Origin of the sequence: Nitrosomonas sp., from assembly GCF_040240425.1 — a bacterium.
In the GTDB taxonomy this organism is placed as follows: domain Bacteria; phylum Pseudomonadota; class Gammaproteobacteria; order Burkholderiales; family Nitrosomonadaceae; genus Nitrosomonas.
This window is the reverse complement of record NZ_QPHG01000014.1, coordinates 1-16,165: the sequence shown is the minus strand read 5'-3', so window position 1 is coordinate 16,165 and position 16,165 is coordinate 1. Positions and strand designations below refer to the sequence as shown.

At 52.1% G+C, this 16,165-nt stretch carries 16 protein-coding genes, 1 tRNA gene and 1 CRISPR repeat array; of the genes, 12 read left to right on the top strand and 5 right to left on the bottom strand.

All coding sequences use genetic code 11. From position 1 onward, the window contains the following. Positions 1 to 43: 43 nt before the first annotated feature. Entirely contained in the window at positions 44 to 439 is a 396-nt protein-coding gene (locus DU481_RS07060; protein ID WP_350133507.1) for an HIRAN domain-containing protein, read from the top strand. A 19-nt stretch (positions 440 to 458) separates the two neighbouring features. On the opposite strand, the gene DU481_RS07055 is transcribed toward DU481_RS07060, so the two are convergent. Both DU481_RS07055 and DU481_RS07050 read right to left on the bottom strand, forming a co-directional pair. Continuing rightward, positions 459 to 833 carry a type II toxin-antitoxin system VapC family toxin gene (locus DU481_RS07055; protein ID WP_350133506.1) on the bottom strand — a complete coding sequence of 125 codons (375 nt, stop codon included), beginning with the start codon at positions 831 to 833 and terminating at the stop codon, positions 459 to 461. Beyond that, positions 830 to 1,033 (bottom strand): type II toxin-antitoxin system VapB family antitoxin, encoded by a 204-nt coding sequence (locus DU481_RS07050; RefSeq protein ID WP_350133505.1) that lies wholly within the window; start codon positions 1,031 to 1,033, stop codon positions 830 to 832. Before DU481_RS07050 ends, DU481_RS07055 begins: the two co-directional genes overlap by 4 nt. A gap of 113 nt (positions 1,034 to 1,146) precedes the next feature. Between DU481_RS07050 and DU481_RS07045 the strand changes: the two genes are divergently transcribed. From DU481_RS07045 to cas4, 7 genes are read left to right on the top strand one after another with little or no spacing between them, the layout of a single operon-like run. Beyond that, on the top strand, positions 1,147 to 3,393 hold the full coding sequence (locus tag DU481_RS07045; protein ID WP_350133504.1) for a CRISPR-associated endonuclease Cas3'': 2,247 nt from the start codon (positions 1,147 to 1,149) through the stop codon (positions 3,391 to 3,393). Between the two features lie 12 nt (positions 3,394 to 3,405). After that, positions 3,406 to 4,071, top strand: coding sequence for a type I-C CRISPR-associated protein Cas5c (gene cas5c, locus DU481_RS07040; RefSeq protein WP_350133503.1), 666 nt, complete (start codon positions 3,406 to 3,408; stop codon positions 4,069 to 4,071). Next, positions 4,068 to 5,780: a type I-C CRISPR-associated protein Cas8c/Csd1 gene (gene cas8c, locus DU481_RS07035; protein WP_350133502.1), complete on the top strand. Its 1,713-nt coding sequence runs from the start codon at positions 4,068 to 4,070 to the stop codon at positions 5,778 to 5,780. The genes cas5c and cas8c overlap by 4 nt, the downstream gene beginning before the upstream one ends. A 4-nt stretch (positions 5,781 to 5,784) precedes the next feature. After that, complete coding sequence (cas7c, locus tag DU481_RS07030; protein WP_350133501.1) at positions 5,785 to 6,666, top strand: type I-C CRISPR-associated protein Cas7/Csd2; 882 nt, start codon at positions 5,785 to 5,787, stop codon at positions 6,664 to 6,666. Positions 6,667 to 6,709: 43 nt separating this feature from the next. Beyond that, complete coding sequence (locus DU481_RS07025) at positions 6,710 to 7,060, top strand: nucleotidyltransferase domain-containing protein (RefSeq protein WP_350133500.1); 351 nt, start codon at positions 6,710 to 6,712, stop codon at positions 7,058 to 7,060. Continuing rightward, on the top strand, positions 7,047 to 7,442 hold the full coding sequence (locus tag DU481_RS07020; RefSeq protein ID WP_350133499.1) for a HEPN domain-containing protein: 396 nt from the start codon (positions 7,047 to 7,049) through the stop codon (positions 7,440 to 7,442). The genes DU481_RS07025 and DU481_RS07020 overlap by 14 nt, the downstream gene beginning before the upstream one ends. Next, positions 7,435 to 8,067 (top strand): CRISPR-associated protein Cas4, encoded by a 633-nt coding sequence (cas4, locus tag DU481_RS07015; RefSeq protein ID WP_350133498.1) that lies wholly within the window; start codon positions 7,435 to 7,437, stop codon positions 8,065 to 8,067. Before DU481_RS07020 ends, cas4 begins: the two co-directional genes overlap by 8 nt. Here the strand turns inward: cas4 and DU481_RS07010 are convergent. Beyond that, positions 8,051 to 8,425: a type II toxin-antitoxin system PemK/MazF family toxin gene (locus DU481_RS07010; protein ID WP_350133497.1), complete on the bottom strand. Its 375-nt coding sequence runs from the start codon at positions 8,423 to 8,425 to the stop codon at positions 8,051 to 8,053. The two genes, cas4 and DU481_RS07010, sit on opposite strands and share 17 nt — an antisense overlap. Beyond that, entirely contained in the window at positions 8,413 to 8,730 is a 318-nt protein-coding gene (locus DU481_RS07005; RefSeq protein WP_350133496.1) for a YlcI/YnfO family protein, read from the bottom strand. Before DU481_RS07005 ends, DU481_RS07010 begins: the two co-directional genes overlap by 13 nt. Positions 8,731 to 8,779: 49 nt before the next feature. Between DU481_RS07005 and cas1c the strand changes: the two genes are divergently transcribed. Together cas1c and cas2 are read left to right on the top strand one after the other, a co-directional pair. Beyond that, on the top strand, positions 8,780 to 9,814 hold the full coding sequence (gene cas1c, locus DU481_RS07000; RefSeq protein ID WP_350133495.1) for a type I-C CRISPR-associated endonuclease Cas1c: 1,035 nt from the start codon (positions 8,780 to 8,782) through the stop codon (positions 9,812 to 9,814). 2 nt (positions 9,815 to 9,816) lie between these two features. Continuing rightward, a complete protein-coding gene (cas2, locus tag DU481_RS06995; protein ID WP_350133494.1) occupies positions 9,817 to 10,107 on the top strand; it encodes a CRISPR-associated endonuclease Cas2 in 291 nt (96 codons plus the stop codon). Positions 10,108 to 10,287: 180 nt separating this feature from the next. Then, a CRISPR array of direct repeats spans positions 10,288 to 13,478; the repeat unit is 37 nt; unit sequence GTAGCGCCCGGCTCCAAAGCCGGGCGAGGATTGAAAC. A gap of 242 nt (positions 13,479 to 13,720) precedes the next feature. Here cas2 and DU481_RS06990 read toward each other — a convergent pair. Then, positions 13,721 to 13,796 (bottom strand) — tRNA-Met (locus tag DU481_RS06990). A 261-nt stretch (positions 13,797 to 14,057) separates the two neighbouring features. On the opposite strand from DU481_RS06990, the gene DU481_RS06985 reads away from it, so the two are divergent. Together DU481_RS06985 and DU481_RS06980 are read left to right on the top strand one after the other, a co-directional pair. Next, positions 14,058 to 15,227: a UbiH/UbiF family hydroxylase gene (locus DU481_RS06985; RefSeq protein WP_350133493.1), complete on the top strand. Its 1,170-nt coding sequence runs from the start codon at positions 14,058 to 14,060 to the stop codon at positions 15,225 to 15,227. A 27-nt stretch (positions 15,228 to 15,254) separates the two neighbouring features. Continuing rightward, positions 15,255 to 15,977 carry a DsbC family protein gene (locus tag DU481_RS06980; protein ID WP_350133492.1) on the top strand — a complete coding sequence of 241 codons (723 nt, stop codon included), beginning with the start codon at positions 15,255 to 15,257 and terminating at the stop codon, positions 15,975 to 15,977. Positions 15,978 to 16,165 lie beyond the last annotated feature (188 nt).

Here is a 16,165-nt window from a genome sequence, read left to right as displayed (position 1 = left end):
GCTTGGGATAATGCAAAGGTGTCATTTTCAATGGAGAAACACCATGTCCCGGCGCGTATTCCTGCAATCACTCACCGCACTGCTCGGAGGATTTGCCTTTCCTGCGATGCTGCAATCCAAACCGGCATCAAGCCAATGGAAAATCTTGCAAATCTCTCCCGTGGCGGGATTTCAGTACCACCACGGCGAAACCCTCTGGCCGCAACTCGCTACTGGACAATCGCTCACGCTGATTCGCGAACCCGGCAACCGCTTCGACCAACGCGCCGTTCGCATCGACTGGCAAGGTGAGAAACTCGGCTACATTCCCGCAAAAGACAATGCCGCCGTTTCGCAACTGCTGGACCGTGGCGAAACAATGTCGGCTTTGATCGTAGGGTTGAAAAAAAGCAATAATCCGTGGGAACGGATAGAAGTGGAGGTGAGATGGCGGGTGTAATAATGCTTTTTTCTTCGAATCAACCGGATTGCCAGGCGATTCCCAAGCTTTGCGCTACGGCTGATAAGCGGTTATCCCGTGTCCAAATGCGTGCACCTGGTGTGAGCACAGTAGCAGTCAGAAGATGCACGTCGACAAATCCGATACCACGGCCCATTAGCTGCTTATTGTCCATGAACGTCATTGCTTCATCGTGGGTGGCCTCGGAAACATGGGGCAGATGCTGCAATAAAGTCAGGATCTGCAACCGATGATGCAAATGACCGCAAGCCAGTTCACCCCTGATCATCGAATGCATCAGTACCCGGTGCTTGTTAAGCAAAGCAACCAGAAGATCGTCACTCCCGCGAAGGTGGTCTATCCAGACGGAAGTATCCACCAATACGTGGCTCATTCTTTTGCCATGATGGACTGTCTGCGCGATATCGGCATCAAATCCGGTTCTGAACCGCCCAGTAATGCCAAACGCTTGGCGCTTTCCCGCTCAATCAAGGCATGCAAACTTTCACGCACCAGCGCGGTTTTTTCATGCACCCCGGTCAACTCAACCGCTTGCGCGTATAAATCATCGTCAATATTCAGTGTGGTTCTCATGTTTAGTTCTCTCACGCATCAGATTAAGCATCATTATATGGCAATCCCAATGCTTAACAAGTTTCTTGCGATGCATGAGATAAGCAATAATTCGTGGAGGTGAGATGATGGGTATGAATCAACAAAAGGAAACGCAAATCGCACTTGCGCATGTTCGTCAAGATCAAGAAGGTAAATGGATAGAACATGCACTGGAAGAACATCTGCTCGAAGTTGCCCGTCGAGCCGGAGAATTGGCTAAGGCATTCGGTAGCGAAGATTGGGCGCATCTTGCCGGGTTATGGCATGACCTGGGTAAATACCGCGAGAAATTTCAGCAATACATCAAATCGGTGAGCGGTTACGATGCGGAAGCACATATCGAAGGAGCGCCTGGGCGGGTTGATCATTCCACAGCGGGTGCCATTCATGCCATCGAGAAACTCGGATTGCAAGGGCGTATTCTGGCTTATTTGATTGCCGGGCATCATGCCGGTTTGCCTGATTGGAACAATGCGGAAGGTGGCCAATCGGTGCTACTTCAGCGTATACAAAACGGTAAAGGCTATTTGCAAGAGGCACTTGATGCTATGCCACCGGCTGAAATTCTCAATCAATCCCCTCCTGGATCGCTACCGCCTAATGGATCACTGGCATTGTGGCTCAGAATGCTGTTTTCTTGTTTGGTGGATGCGGATTTTCTGGATACGGAAGCTTTCATGGATGATAAAAGGAGCGGCTTGCGCTCCGGGTATCCTTCGATAGTAGAACTGAAAAAAGCATTCGATCAGCACATGGCCGATAAAGCCGCCAATGCTAAAGATAGCGATGTCAATCGCATTCGTGCAGACGTATTGCAGCAGTGCCGGGAGAAAGCAGAATTACCTTCCGGCTTGTTTTCATTGACCGTGCCGACAGGGGGAGGAAAAACACTATCGAGCATGGCTTTTGCACTCGACCATGCTTTCCGTCATGGCAAGAATCATGTGATCTATGTGATTCCCTACACCAGCATTCTGGAACAGACAGCGGAAATCTTTCGGGATATTTTCGGTGTAGAGAATGTGATCGAACATCACAGCAATCTCGATCCGGATCGTGAAGATTCACGCGCCCGGTTAGCAACGGAAAATTGGGATGCACCGATCATTGTCACCACTAATGTGCAATTTTTCGAGTCGCTCTACGGGGCAAAAACCAGCCGCTGCCGTAAGCTGCACAATATCGTCAATAGCGTGGTGGTGTTGGACGAAGCACAATTGCTGCCGCCGGAATTTCTTGCGCCGATTCTGCATGTGATGCAGGATTTGGCAAATGGCTACAAAGTCAGCTTCGTGCTGTCCACGGCAACGCAACCGGCTTTCTCTCCACGTTCAAAATTTACCGGATTAAAGAATGTATGCGAATTGATGGATGACCCGGAGCGGCTTTATGCCGATCTGAAGCGGGTAAAAACCGAATTGCCAGATGATTTTGCCAGTCCCCGCACTTGGGAGTCCATCGCCGGAGAATTGCAGCAATATGAGTCAGTGCTTTGCATTGTCAATTCACGCAAGGATTGCCGTGAATTGCATGGATTGATGCCGAAGGGCACGATTCATTTATCGGCGCTGATGTGTGGACAGCATCGCAGTCAAGTCATCGCCGAAATCAAGCAACGATTGAAAGATGGCATACCAACGCGCGTGATCAGTACGCAATTAGTAGAAGCCGGGGTCGATATGGATTTTCCAGTGGTTTATCGCGCCTTGGCAGGGCTGGATGCCGTCGCGCAAGCGGCTGGGCGTTGCAATCGCGAAGGGATGCTGACACAACTGGGTAAGGTCGTGGTGTTTGTTCCACCTAAACCTGCCGCGCCGGGATTGCTGCGCAAAGCACAGCAAAGTGGGCAAGAAATTATGCGATTATCTAAAGGTGCCCCGCTCACTCGCGAACGTTTTGAAGCCTACTTCCGGCACTATTATGAGAGTCTGAACAGCCTGGATAAAGCAAACATCGTCGGTTTGTTGGATTTACATAACCAAGCCGAAGCAAGAAAAGCAGAGTTTAACTTCCGTACCGCCGCCAGCAATTTCCGCCTGATCGATGAAGAAGGACAAACGGCTGTCATCGTACGCTATGGCGAAAGTACAAGGCTGATTGATGCGCTCGAGAAAAGTCAAAATATGCAACCGCATGAACGCCGGGGTATATTACGCAAATTGCAACGTTATACAGTCAATATTCGCGAGCATGAGTGTAGGAAACTGTTGGAAAATCGAGAAATTCAGGAAATTCCCCCCGGGATATACATGCAAAACACAGATTTACTTTACCATTCGCAGCTAGGATTACTGATGAGCAAAGATGTTGTTTTTGATCCGGCACAAAGCGTGGTTTAAATAGGAGGATGAATGAAAACATATTGCCTCGAAGTCAGCGGCGATTTCGCTTGTTTCACGCGACCGGAAATGAAGGTCGAACGTGTGAGCTACGATGTGATGACGCCGTCATCGGCTCGCGCGGTGTTTGAATCCATCTTGTGGAAACCCGCCATTCGTTGGCATATCGACAAGATCGAGGTGCTCAAGCCGATCCGTTGGGTTTCTGTCCGGCGCAATGAAGTGGGTGTGGTCATTTCAGTGCGCAACGCCCAGGAAGCCATGAACAAGGGCACAGGCTCCCTCGGGTTAAATATCGAAGATGAACGCCAGCAGCGCGCCGGGTTGTTTTTGCGCGACGTGGCTTATCGCATCCATGCGCATTTCGAGTTGCAACCGGATGCCGGAGAAAACAATATGCCAGCCAAATTTCTGGATATGTTCGAACGCCGTGCTGAGAAGGGACAATGCGTCAATCAACCCTACCTTGGTTGCCGGGAGTTTGCTTGCGATTTCCGGCTGATTGATCTAGTGCAGGAACAATTGAATCCTGTTAAGGAAACGCGTGACTTGGGTTGGATGCTGTACGACATGGACTACAGCAATGCAGCCGATCCGCAACCGCGATTTTTCCGTGCCACACTGGAGAACGGCATACTCAATATTCCGGCCTGGAATAGCGAGGAGGTACGAGGATGATTTTGCAAGCGCTTAACGAGTATTATCAGCGCAAAACCCGGTTGCCGGATAGCAACCTGGCGCCGCCCGGTTTCGAGCATAAACCAATCCCCTTTCTTGTCGTGCTGACAGCGGATGGTCACTTTGCTGGCTTGGATGACACGCGGGAAGGTGAGGGCAAGAAAAAAATCGCAAAATCCTATCTCGTACCGCAGACTGTCAAGCGATCTTCGGGGGTCGCGGCCAATTTGTTATGGGATCACTCCGGTTATGTTTTTGGAGTCGACGACAAAGGAAAACCGGAACGTGCTCGTGAACAGCATCTGGCATTCGTTGAAGCCATTCGCTCCCGCTTCGCCGCTTCAAATGATGCAGGTATTCAGGCGGTACTGTCTTTTCTTGAGCGTGGCAGCTTTGAAAAAGTTTTCTTACATTCTTCATGGCCGGAGATTCTGGAAACCGGAGCCAATCTGACATTCCGGCTGGAAGGTGATTCCGGGCCAATATGCGAACGTCCGGCAGTGGCGGCTGCGCTATCGACGAAGGACGATGTCGACTCTGATAAAACCTCACTTTGTTTGGTTTCAGGCGATGAAGATGTCATTGAGCGATTGCATCCTTCCGTCAAAGGCGTATGGGGCGCGCAAAGTTCCGGTGCAAATATTGTTTCGTTCAATCTGGATGCTTTCAGCTCGTATGGCAAATCACAGGGTGAGAATGCGCCGGTCGGAAAACGCGCTGTTTTTTCCTACACCACTGCACTCAATCATTTATTGGCAAAAGATTCGAGACAACGTATCCAAGTGGGCGATGCATCAACGGTTTTCTGGGCAGCAACCCCGGGGCACCCGATGGAGGAAGTGTTTCCCGGATTGTTTAGTGAACCACCCAAAGACAATCCTGATCTCGGCACCGCAGCAGTTGCTGCTTTGTTGAGTGCGCCCAAAACCGGTGCGGGCAGCTTTGAAGCCGATGACACCCGGTTTTATGTGCTGGGTCTTGCGCCTAATGCTGCCCGTATCGCTGTACGCTTTTGGCATGTTAAAACCGTGGGCGAGCTGGCTGTTAATATTCGCCGTCATTTCGATGATCTGCGCATTGTTCATGCACCGCACGAATCGGAAACACTGTCGCTGTTCCGCCTGCTGGTCGCAACAGCGATGCTGGGCAAATCGGAAAACATTCCGCCCAATCTCGGCGGCGATGTCATGCGTAGTGTGATTGAAGGGTTGCCTTATCCGCAAACGCTGCTCTCCGGCGCAATTCGCCGGATTCGAGCTGAACATGAAGTCACTTACCCGCGCGCTTCGATCATCAAAGCGTGCCTTAATCGTCAATCAGGCAAGGAGGAACTCAAAGTGTCACTGGACGAAAACAACACGAATACCGCTTACCGGCTTGGCCGGTTGTTTGCCGTGCTGGAGCGTATTCAGGAACGGGCAAATCCTGGCATTAATGCAACGATCCGTGATCGCTATTACGGAGCGGCTTCAGGTACTCCAGTCACTGTTTTGCCAACGCTGCTTAAGCTTAAGAATCACCATCTAGCTAAACTGGATAATAAAGGTGAAGTCATCAATTATGAAAGAGCGCTAGGACAGATCATGAATGGTATTACCGATTTTCCGGCACAGCTCAATTTGCAAGACCAAGGCCGTTTTGCCATTGGCTATTATCATCAACGGCAAGCCTTTTTCACCAAATCCGAATCCACAATCAAGGGAGAATAATCACATGGCACTCAACAACCGGTACGACTTCGTTTTGTTATTTGACGTAAGAGATGGTAATCCCAATGGTGATCCTGATGCAGGTAATTTACCGCGCGTGGATGCGGAAACCGGTCGTGGTCTGGTGACTGACGTGAGCTTGAAGCGCAAGGTGCGTAACTTTGTCGGCTTGATTAAGGGGGAGCAGCCGCCATTCGAAATCTATGTTAAAGAAAAAGCAATCCTTAATAATCAGAATAAACGAGCTTATATAGGTATCGGCAAAGCGGAGCTTCTCGAAGGTGATGATAAGAAGCGCAAGGGTGGTGATGCCGTTGATGAAGCGAGGCAGTGGATGTGCAAAAATTTCTTCGATGTACGCACCTTTGGTGCAGTCATGTCGACCGGTATCAACTGCGGACAAGTCCGCGGTCCCGTTCAGCTAACCTTTGCACGATCCATCGACCCGATTGTGGCGCAAGAACACTCCATTACCCGCATGGCGGTTGCTACCGAAGCGGAAGCAGAGAAACAAGGTGGCGACAACCGCACGATGGGGCGTAAATTCACCGTGCCATACGGCCTCTATGTTGCACACGGTTTCGTTTCAGCACATCTTGCCAGTCAGACCGGATTCAACGAAGATGATCTGGAATTACTCTGGCAATCGTTGGTGAATATGTTCGAACATGACCGCTCTGCTGCACGGGGTGAGATGGCTACACGCGGCTTGTATGTTTTTAAGCATGACAGTCAATTGGGCAATGCACCAGCCTACAGTCTCTTTGAACGTATCCAGCCAAAACTTAAGAATGATGTAGTCGTACCCCGCTCGTTCGATGATTATCAGGTTGACGTCAATGACACCGGCTTACCATCTGGCGTAACTCTGGAAAGAAAGGCATAACGATAAATAACTTAAATGAATTTGATGACAAAAGAACATCAAAATGACCTCTCCAATCGAAACCCCTGATGAAAAAATTCTATTGCAGCAGATGGTCGACACCATCGTTCGCGAGGTTTCTCCGGAAGCTATCATTCTGTTTGGCTCGCGGGCAAGGGGTGATGCTCGGGCGGATTCCGATGTCGACTTGCTAATTGTAGAAACCGAACCGTTCTCACCGCAGCGCAGCCGCAGGAAAGAAGCGGCGCGTTTGTATATCGCTTTGAAGGGATTGAATATTTCCAAGGATATTTTGCTCTACAGCCGGGATGAATTCGAGCAGTGGAAGAATTCAACGAATCATGTGATTGGCCGGGCGATTCGCGAAGGGAAAGTGCTGCATGGCCGACCTTGATCGGGCGCGCGCGATGTTGCGCATGGCGCATAAAGACTTCAACGCACTGATTGGCATGCAAGACAATCCGCTTTTTGCAGATGAGATTTTCGGATTTCATATCCAGCAAGCGGTGGAGAAAGCATTGAAAGCATGGCTATGCATTCATACCGACACTTATCCCATGACGCATGAATTGGCGAGATTGCTGGCTTTGCTGGAATTGCAAGGCATTGAGGTAAACGCATATTGGCCATTGGTTCAATACACAATATTTGCCGTTCAAGCGCGCTACGAAGAAGGCATTACCGAACTCGACGAACTGATTGATCGCAAGGTGGAAATCCTTAATGTACATACGTTGTTGACTCACGTTGAACACGCCATCGCCGTACATGAATAAACGCTTGGATAACGACGACCCCATCATGCTCTCCGCGTTGCAGCACTATAGTTATTGTCCGCGTCAGTGTGCGTTGATTCATGTCGAGCAGGCATTTGACGAAAACGTGCATACCATGCGCGGTAATGCCGTGCATCAGCGTGTCGATGAGCCGGGTTTTGAGTCATTTGAAGGCGTGCGCAGCGAGAAAGCTCTACCGGTTTGGTCGGAGCGCTTAGGTTTGATCGGTAAATGCGATGTCGTCGAATTTTATCCGGATGGGCGGATTTATCCGGTGGAATACAAGCACGGTAAAAAACGTGCAAAAGCGCATGACGATATCCAACTGGCGGCGCAAGCGATCTGCCTGGAAGAAATGACCGGTAAACCGGTGACGCATGGCGCGATTTATCATCACACTTCCCGTCGCCGCCGTGAAGTGACGATCACCGATTCGCTGCGCCGGCAAGTCGAGGAAACCGTAGCGGCGGTTCGTGCCTTGCTGGCATCCGGGACATTACCGCCACCGGTCAACGATGCGCGTTGCAAGGAGTGTTCTTTGAAGGAAATTTGCCAGCCGCAAGCATTGGCGGATAAAACGCATCAGCATGAATTGCTAGATGGATTGTTTAGCGTGGATGAATAGCGTAATGAAACATGCCGCATACCCCCAGAAAAGCGCGCTCAACGGAAATCATTTCCTCTTCGCCGAGTGTCGCCAAAGGCCCTTCTCCGAATCGGGCGCGATCCAAGGTTCGCGGTTGATCGACAACGATCTGACAATCCTTCAGCAGGCGGTGGCGAGCGGTGACGGTGATGCGCCATTGTTTGAAAGCGGGATAAATCTGCGTTGTCAGTGGCAGGATGATGACCATCGGTGTTCCGATCGCAGTCAGTGCATTGTCCTGAAAAACCAAAACCGGACGGATCTTGCCGATTTCCTTCCCGCGCGGCGGATTCAGGTTGGCGGTCCAAATCTCGCCACGGCGGATTACTTCCACCATTTTCCGGAAGATTCCGTCTGCGGTAAATCGCCGGATATACGGCCCTCAACATTCTCCAGCACTTCATTTTCAATCGGTAGAAATTCCTCGGCAATGGCTCGCGCTTCTTGCCGGATACTTTCGTTTGAGTACGCTGTGCGGGCTTCTTCCAGGAGTTGATCCATGAAACGTTTTTTCTCGATCTCCAATAAATACCAGTTCAATGCATCGCGAGCGATTTCGGAACGGGTTTTATTTTCGCGTTCCGCTTCTTCCGAAAGCCGTTGTTCAATTTGCTCGGTCAGCCGGATATTGAGTGTGGTCATGCTGTATTCCTCGGCATGTTATAAAATGCTACACAGATTGTAATACAAAATGTATCAAATCCTCAACACGCTCTACATTATGACGCCCAATGCCTACGCGCATTTGGAAAACGATACCGTGCGCATCGATGTGGAACGGCAAAAGAAACTTCAGGTGCCGCTGCATCATCTGGGCACGCTCGTTTGCTTTGGCAACATCATGATTTCTCCGGCACTGATGCACCGCTGCGCCGACGATGGCATCGGCTTGGTATTGCTCGATGGCAACGGGCGATTCAAGGCCCGGCTGGAAGGCGCGGTCAGCGGCAATATTCTGTTGCGCCAGGCGCAGCATCGCAAAGCAGCAGAGGAACCGTTCGTACTGACATTAGCCAAAGCCGTGATCGCCGGAAAACTGCGTAATTCCCGCCAGGTTTTGCAGCGCGGCGCGCGTGAAACGACAGACGAACAAGATCAGAAAATACTCACCCAAGCATCGGAAGCATTGGCCGGTTCCATACGCAATCTGGCGGTGGCGGCGGATCTGGACGTGGTGCGCGGCATTGAAGGCGATGCCGCCAAAGTATATTTCTCAGCGCTGTCGAGTTTGGTGCGGCGTAATGTCCGTGAGTATTTCACCATGGACGGGCGCACGCGCAGGCCGCCGCGCGACCGTTTCAACGCGCTGCTTTCGTTTCTCTATGCGATGGTGATGAACGATTGCCGTTCGGCGATTGAAAGCGTCGGACTTGATCCGCAACTGGGTTTCTTGCACAGTGTGCGTCCCGGCAGAGCGGCGTTGGCGCTGGATTTGATGGAAGAGTTCCGGTCGATTCTGGCGGACCGGCTGGTGCTCACGCTGGTTAATCGTGGTCAGATTACCGAAAGGGATATGCAGCTACGCGAAGGCGGTGCGGTGTATCTCGAAAATGATGCGCGGAAAATCGTTGTAGCCGCTTATCAAGAACGCAAGCAGGAAGAAATCACCCATCCGCTACTAGATGCCAAAGTGCCATTCGGATTATTGCCGCAACTGCAAGCGCGTTTCATGGCGCGCACCATCCGTGGCGACATGGAAGCGTATATTCCCTTTCTGGTGAAATAACCATGCTGATTATCGTAACCTACGATGTTTCAACCGAAACCAAGGAAGGCCGCAGAAGATTGCGGCGCGTTGCCAAAATTTGCGAAGGAATCGGACAGCGCGTGCAAAAATCGGTATTCGAGTGCAAAGTCAGTTTGATGCAATATGAAGATTTGGAACGCAGATTATTGGCCGAGATAGACGAAAAGGAAGACAACCTGCGGCTATATCGTTTGACCGAGCCCGTCGATCTGCACGTCAAAGAATATGGAAAATTCAAAGCCATCGATTTCGATGGATCGCTCATCGTCTAACACCCGCGAATCGCAAGCAACGGCAAAACATCGGTTGGTTCGCGGAAAGAACAACCTCATGAAAAATAAAAACTTCCTGAAAGCCCCATTCGCAATCACATCCCAAAATCATTTCCCAAATCGCCAGTTCGCGCGTGAACAAAAAATTTCTTTGTTGTATGATCGGGTTGCAGTTGTACTGTAGCGCCCGGCTCCAAAGCCGGGCGAGGATTGAAACATTTTTAAACACGATCATTTTGCTTCTCCTTTAGGTAGCGCCCGGCTCCAAAGCCGGGCGAGGATTGAAACCCGCGCAACCGGCCAAGCGGCCAGCCGCAACCGGGTAGCGCCCGGCTCCAAAGCCGGGCGAGGATTGAAACTCTATTTTGGAAATAGGCACGCCCTGTTCGATACCGTAGCGCCCGGCTCCAAAGCCGGGCGAGGATTGAAACTTTAACGGCCAAACATGGAAGACATTGGAAAGCGCGTAGCGCCCGGCTCCAAAGCCGGGCGAGGATTGAAACACCTTGGGCTGACCGCCAGCAAGGCCGGGTGTTTTGTAGCGCCCGGCTCCAAAGCCGGGCGAGGATTGAAACGCGCTTCCTGTAGTTTTATAAATTCCTTAATCGTGTAGCGCCCGGCTCCAAAGCCGGGCGAGGATTGAAACACCTTATCCTCTTGCACCACCTTGTTCAAGGCTAGTAGCGCCCGGCTCCAAAGCCGGGCGAGGATTGAAACCTTGGTACGCTACTGCTGTGGTCTCGTCTACTGCTGTAGCGCCCGGCTCCAAAGCCGGGCGAGGATTGAAACTTACTGCCGTTGTGCCGGACGGGCCAACGGATACTGTAGCGCCCGGCTCCAAAGCCGGGCGAGGATTGAAACCATTAGTTGCCCCTTCAGCACTTGCATTTCATGTTGTAGCGCCCGGCTCCAAAGCCGGGCGAGGATTGAAACCTTAATCTGCCCAAGGATAGAATCCTCGACATTGGTAGCGCCCGGCTCCAAAGCCGGGCGAGGATTGAAACAAGGAGCTTGAGATATCGATACGCTCAATAACCAGTAGCGCCCGGCTCCAAAGCCGGGCGAGGATTGAAACCGTTGCCTTGATTCGCAGTGCGATTTGTGCCATTGGTAGCGCCCGGCTCCAAAGCCGGGCGAGGATTGAAACACAACGGGGCCGATGCCGGGAGGTACGTTGTCCTGTAGCGCCCGGCTCCAAAGCCGGGCGAGGATTGAAACTTTCGTGGGCTGTGGCGCAAGGGACACTATATTTTGGTAGCGCCCGGCTCCAAAGCCGGGCGAGGATTGAAACTCAATTGAAGACGGCCCTTCGCACTATCTACCCATGTAGCGCCCGGCTCCAAAGCCGGGCGAGGATTGAAACCCGAAAGGCAAACGGGAAGACAAGAAAGGTAGAAGTGTAGCGCCCGGCTCCAAAGCCGGGCGAGGATTGAAACACCCAACTTCGAAACATGATTGCTAATGTGTCGATGTAGCGCCCGGCTCCAAAGCCGGGCGAGGATTGAAACTTGTTAGTGAATGCACGATTAAGCTGACGTGCAGGTAGCGCCCGGCTCCAAAGCCGGGCGAGGATTGAAACACGACACCCATCCCGCAATTGGATGGCCCCGCGGCTGTAGCGCCCGGCTCCAAAGCCGGGCGAGGATTGAAACCCAGAAAGTCCGTTCATCATTACTGGTACCACTACGTAGCGCCCGGCTCCAAAGCCGGGCGAGGATTGAAACGTCCTCGGCCTGTGCAAGGATATCCTCTCCTATTGTAGCGCCCGGCTCCAAAGCCGGGCGAGGATTGAAACTGTGAGCCTCTGGTGGTTCTTCAGGTTGTAGGTAGTAGCGCCCGGCTCCAAAGCCGGGCGAGGATTGAAACAGTTCAGGTACCTCCGCACTAGCCTTCCGTGACGGTAGCGCCCGGCTCCAAAGCCGGGCGAGGATTGAAACAAACATAAATGGCAGACTCTTTCCGCTATCCTTGCGTAGCGCCCGGCTCCAAAGCCGGGCGAGGATTGAAACAGGCCAAGCAGAAAGGTGTTATCCAGGGATTGCCCGTAGCGCCCGGCTCCAAAGCCGGGCGAGGATTGAAACAGCGGTGTTACGCGCTACAACGTGTTGGCAGGGCGGTAGCGCCCGGCTCCAAAGCCGGGCGAGGATTGAAACTCCAATCGACTGCATAGCCGATTTGCCGTGCGCGGTAGCGCCCGGCTCCAAAGCCGGGCGAGGATTGAAACGCGCAAAAATGCAGTTTCGCGGGCTGCGGCTTCGGCGGTAGCGCCCGGCTCCAAAGCCGGGCGAGGATTGAAACAATCGCATGGAAGCGGCATTGCACCAGCCAACACCGGTAGCGCCCGGCTCCAAAGCCGGGCGAGGATTGAAACCAGTGTTGTTACTGTCCATGCCGACACCCGCCCAGGTAGCGCCCGGCTCCAAAGCCGGGCGAGGATTGAAACGATCCTGCATGTTGCACAAACGAAGAAAAGATGGTAGCGCCCGGCTCCAAAGCCGGGCGAGGATTGAAACCCGCACTGATCGTTCCAGCGAATGCCGCATTGCCGTAGCGCCCGGCTCCAAAGCCGGGCGAGGATTGAAACACCATGCAGTCTGCCATCAAAGAGCATATCTTGAAGTAGCGCCCGGCTCCAAAGCCGGGCGAGGATTGAAACAGTATACGTCCCTGCCGCAGATACCACGGACAGAACGAGTAGCGCCCGGCTCCAAAGCCGGGCGAGGATTGAAACATGTCCCCCTGATATCGATATCGCAACGTCGAGAGTAGCGCCCGGCTCCAAAGCCGGGCGAGGATTGAAACTGCGCACTGATATCTTTTTAATGATCTGGTTGAGGTAGCGCCCGGCTCCAAAGCCGGGCGAGGATTGAAACACGAAGCCTCTCGCCTTCCGAGAGGGAGTAGGAGTAGCGCCCGGCTCCAAAGCCGGGCGAGGATTGAAACTAACGTAACTGTATATTCCTCCTTTGCAATTAAAGTAGCGCCCGGCTCCAAAGCCGGGCGAGGATTGAAACTCTTTCGGGGTATAAATTGCCTTGTGAACTGTGCTGTAGCGCCCGGCTCCAAAGCCGGGCGAGGATTGAAACGCAAACATGACCGGGGGAGCAACACATGGTGTTGGTAGCGCCCGGCTCCAAAGCCGGGCGAGGATTGAAACCCAGTCAACAGCATCGGAAAGCATGGACAACGATGTAGCGCCCGGCTCCAAAGCCGGGCGAGGATTGAAACCTATGAATGGCCGGAATACTGCGTGAATCCGATCGTAGCGCCCGGCTCCAAAGCCGGGCGAGGATTGAAACAAGAAAGATAAAGACAGAATGCGGCAGCAAGCTATGTAGCGCCCGGCTCCAAAGCCGGACGAGGATTAAAACCTTACGCTTGCAGCATAGTTAATTGTTTATCGTTAAGCCCGCTTTCTTCCACTGCCCTATTTAGATATCAGGTTCTAAGCTTTCAAGCGATGCCGGCGCAATTGTACTTATTCCTCAATGCACTCTACATCATGACCTTAAATGGCCAGGGGCGGTGAAAAACAAAAAGGGAGTGGTCTTGATCAAAAGATCGGATTTATATAAGTGCTGCTGATTTTTTGAGGCGGTGTGGAGCTTTGGGGTGGTGGCGAATCAGGGATTTGAACCCCGGACCAACGGATTATGATTCCGCTGCTCTAACCACTGAGCTAATTCGCCATGTGCTAAAACGCAAGGGACGCATTTTGCCTTTGAGGGGGTGGCTTGTCAAGATCAAAAATGTGACTTGACAAGGGTTTATGCGTGTTTTCAGGGGATTCGGCGTTGTTTTCCAATTATTTAACGTGAGCTGGCCATCAGCCGCGTCGTGCTGAAAATGTGCAGCTGCCGGATGAATCAGATAGTCAACCGGTTTCGGCTTTCGATGAAGATGCAGTTTGTATTACCTATCCGCAACAAAGCGACTGTATAATCAATTCCATGAAATTCGATATGATAGTGATCGGTGGCGGACTGGTAGGTGCAAGCCTGGTGGCGGCGCTGAAGGGTAGCGGCTTGAAGATGGCGCTGATAGAGCCGCATGAAACGCCGCCCTTGCCGCAGAATGACAGCTGGGATAGCCGGGTGTATGCAATCAGTCCGGGTAGCGCGGCGTTCCTGCAGGAGTTGGGCGTGTGGCAGTTGATGGGGGCCGAACGCGTGGCGCCGGTATATGAGATGGCGGTGTTTGGCGATGACAATACTGCGCATATTAACTTCAGTGCGTACGAGATCGGTATACCGGAGCTGGCATTTATCGCTGAGAACCGCCAACTGCAAACGGCGGTCTGGGAAGTGCTCAAATCCTCGAATGAAAATCTGCACATTTTTTGTCCGGCGAAATGCACTGCGATAACCTGGCAGGAATCGCATGTCGAGGTGCAACTGGACGACGGCAGCCAGCTTGAGGCCGCTTTGGTGGTGGGCGCGGATGGTGTGAATTCCTGGGTGCGCAAGCAAGCGGAGATTGACGTGTCGCGCCATGCGTACAACCAGATCGGTGTGGTCGCCAATTTCAGCACGGAACGGCCGCATCGGCAGATTGCTCACCAATGGTTCAGGAGGGACGGCGTGCTGGCGCTGTTGCCGCTGCCCGATAAGCGGGTGTCGATGGTGTGGTCGACGACTGAAGATCACGCGGATTTTCTGCGCAATTTACCTGCGGATGAACTTTGCCATCGCGTCGAGGAAGCAGCTTCGCATACGTTGGGTAAATTGCAGTTGATCACGCCGCCCATGGGTTTCCCATTGAATTTTGTGCACGTCGAAAAACTGATCAAACCACGCTTGGTGCTGATCGGCGATGCAGCGCACGGCATTCATCCGTTGGCCGGGCAGGGCGTCAATCTGGGATTGCGCGATACCCGCGAGCTTGCGGCGATTCTCAATGCGCGCGGGATGCGGACGGATTGCGGCGATTTTATGTTGCTGCGGCGTTACGAACTGGCGCGCAAGGAAGATATTCTGGCGCTGGAACTGGCCACCGATGGATTGCAGAAACTGTTCAACAATTCCAACCCGACGTTGGCGCGCTTGCGCAATCTCGGGCTTGAAATCACCAACCGCTTGCCGCTGATCAAGAATCGCTTGATGCAGCACGCATTGAATTAAATTTTATTTTCTAACACTGGAGTCATTATGGCCACGCGCTTAAAGCTTTTCATCTCAATTCTGGTAATCAGTTTTTTCTCCGGACTCGCCTGGGCCGATGAAGAAGCGTTAAGGAAAGCCATTCAACCGCATTTTGCCGGGAGCACTATTGATAGCTTGAAAAAAACACCGTACTTGGGTTTGTATGAAGTGGTTGTCGGTGACGAAGTATTTTATACCGATGATAAAGCGGATTTTTTCTTCTTCGGCCATGTCATCAATACCAAAACCCGGGTAAGCATGACCAACGAGCGCATTCAGGAGATCAAAGCGGCGCGGCGCGTGCCATTGGAATCACTGCCGTTGCAGCACGCCATCAAAATCGTCAAAGGCGACGGTTCGCGCAAGGTGGCCGTTTTCACCGACCCTAATTGCCCGTATTGCAAGCAATTGGAAAAAGAGTTGGTGAACATCAACAATGTGACAATTTATACGCTGCTTTATCCGGTATTGAAAGGCTCGATGGAATTGTCGAAAAAAATCTGGTGTTCCAAGGATCAAATCAAAGCCTGGGATGATTTTATGTTGAAGGGTGTTGCGCCGTCGGGTAAAGATTGCGAAACGCCGTTGGATGCATTGGTAAAATCAGGTCATGAGAATAAAGTGTCGGGCACGCCGACGCTGGTTTTTGCCGATGGCTCGATTGTTGGCGGGATGATTCCCGCTGCGACCATCGAGGAAAAGTTGGAAAGCGCGAGCAAAAGCAAATAAATTCCAAGCAAACGGTTTAAAAAAGCTTGCCGGGGAAATCCGGCAAGCTTTTTTATTGCCGTGAAAGTGCGGGTGGCTTAGGGAAGCGCTGAACAATTAGTGATTTCCAGATTTCCCGGTAATCCTGCCATTTTTTTGAACACGAATTCCCGGCAATTCATTTTTCAGTGGTGTTTTGTAGCCGGATT

What these genes read in the sequence shown, in the direction of transcription:
- DU481_RS07060 (WP_350133507.1), top strand. Translation starts at nt 44, where the DNA reads ATGTCCCGGCGCGTATTCCTGCAATCACTCACCGCACTGCTCGGAGGA.
- DU481_RS07055 (WP_350133506.1), bottom strand. Translation starts at nt 833, where the DNA reads ATGAGCCACGTATTGGTGGATACTTCCGTCTGGATAGACCACCTTCGC.
- DU481_RS07050 (WP_350133505.1), bottom strand. Translation starts at nt 1,033, where the DNA reads ATGAGAACCACACTGAATATTGACGATGATTTATACGCGCAAGCGGTT.
- DU481_RS07045 (WP_350133504.1), top strand. Translation starts at nt 1,147, where the DNA reads ATGAATCAACAAAAGGAAACGCAAATCGCACTTGCGCATGTTCGTCAA.
- cas5c (WP_350133503.1), top strand. Translation starts at nt 3,406, where the DNA reads ATGAAAACATATTGCCTCGAAGTCAGCGGCGATTTCGCTTGTTTCACG.
- cas8c (WP_350133502.1), top strand. Translation starts at nt 4,068, where the DNA reads ATGATTTTGCAAGCGCTTAACGAGTATTATCAGCGCAAAACCCGGTTG.
- cas7c (WP_350133501.1), top strand. Translation starts at nt 5,785, where the DNA reads ATGGCACTCAACAACCGGTACGACTTCGTTTTGTTATTTGACGTAAGA.
- DU481_RS07025 (WP_350133500.1), top strand. Translation starts at nt 6,710, where the DNA reads ATGACCTCTCCAATCGAAACCCCTGATGAAAAAATTCTATTGCAGCAG.
- DU481_RS07020 (WP_350133499.1), top strand. Translation starts at nt 7,047, where the DNA reads ATGGCCGACCTTGATCGGGCGCGCGCGATGTTGCGCATGGCGCATAAA.
- cas4 (WP_350133498.1), top strand. Translation starts at nt 7,435, where the DNA reads ATGAATAAACGCTTGGATAACGACGACCCCATCATGCTCTCCGCGTTG.
- DU481_RS07010 (WP_350133497.1), bottom strand. Translation starts at nt 8,425, where the DNA reads ATGGTGGAAGTAATCCGCCGTGGCGAGATTTGGACCGCCAACCTGAAT.
- DU481_RS07005 (WP_350133496.1), bottom strand. Translation starts at nt 8,730, where the DNA reads ATGACCACACTCAATATCCGGCTGACCGAGCAAATTGAACAACGGCTT.
- cas1c (WP_350133495.1), top strand. Translation starts at nt 8,780, where the DNA reads ATGTATCAAATCCTCAACACGCTCTACATTATGACGCCCAATGCCTAC.
- cas2 (WP_350133494.1), top strand. Translation starts at nt 9,817, where the DNA reads ATGCTGATTATCGTAACCTACGATGTTTCAACCGAAACCAAGGAAGGC.
- DU481_RS06985 (WP_350133493.1), top strand. Translation starts at nt 14,058, where the DNA reads ATGAAATTCGATATGATAGTGATCGGTGGCGGACTGGTAGGTGCAAGC.
- DU481_RS06980 (WP_350133492.1), top strand. Translation starts at nt 15,255, where the DNA reads ATGGCCACGCGCTTAAAGCTTTTCATCTCAATTCTGGTAATCAGTTTT.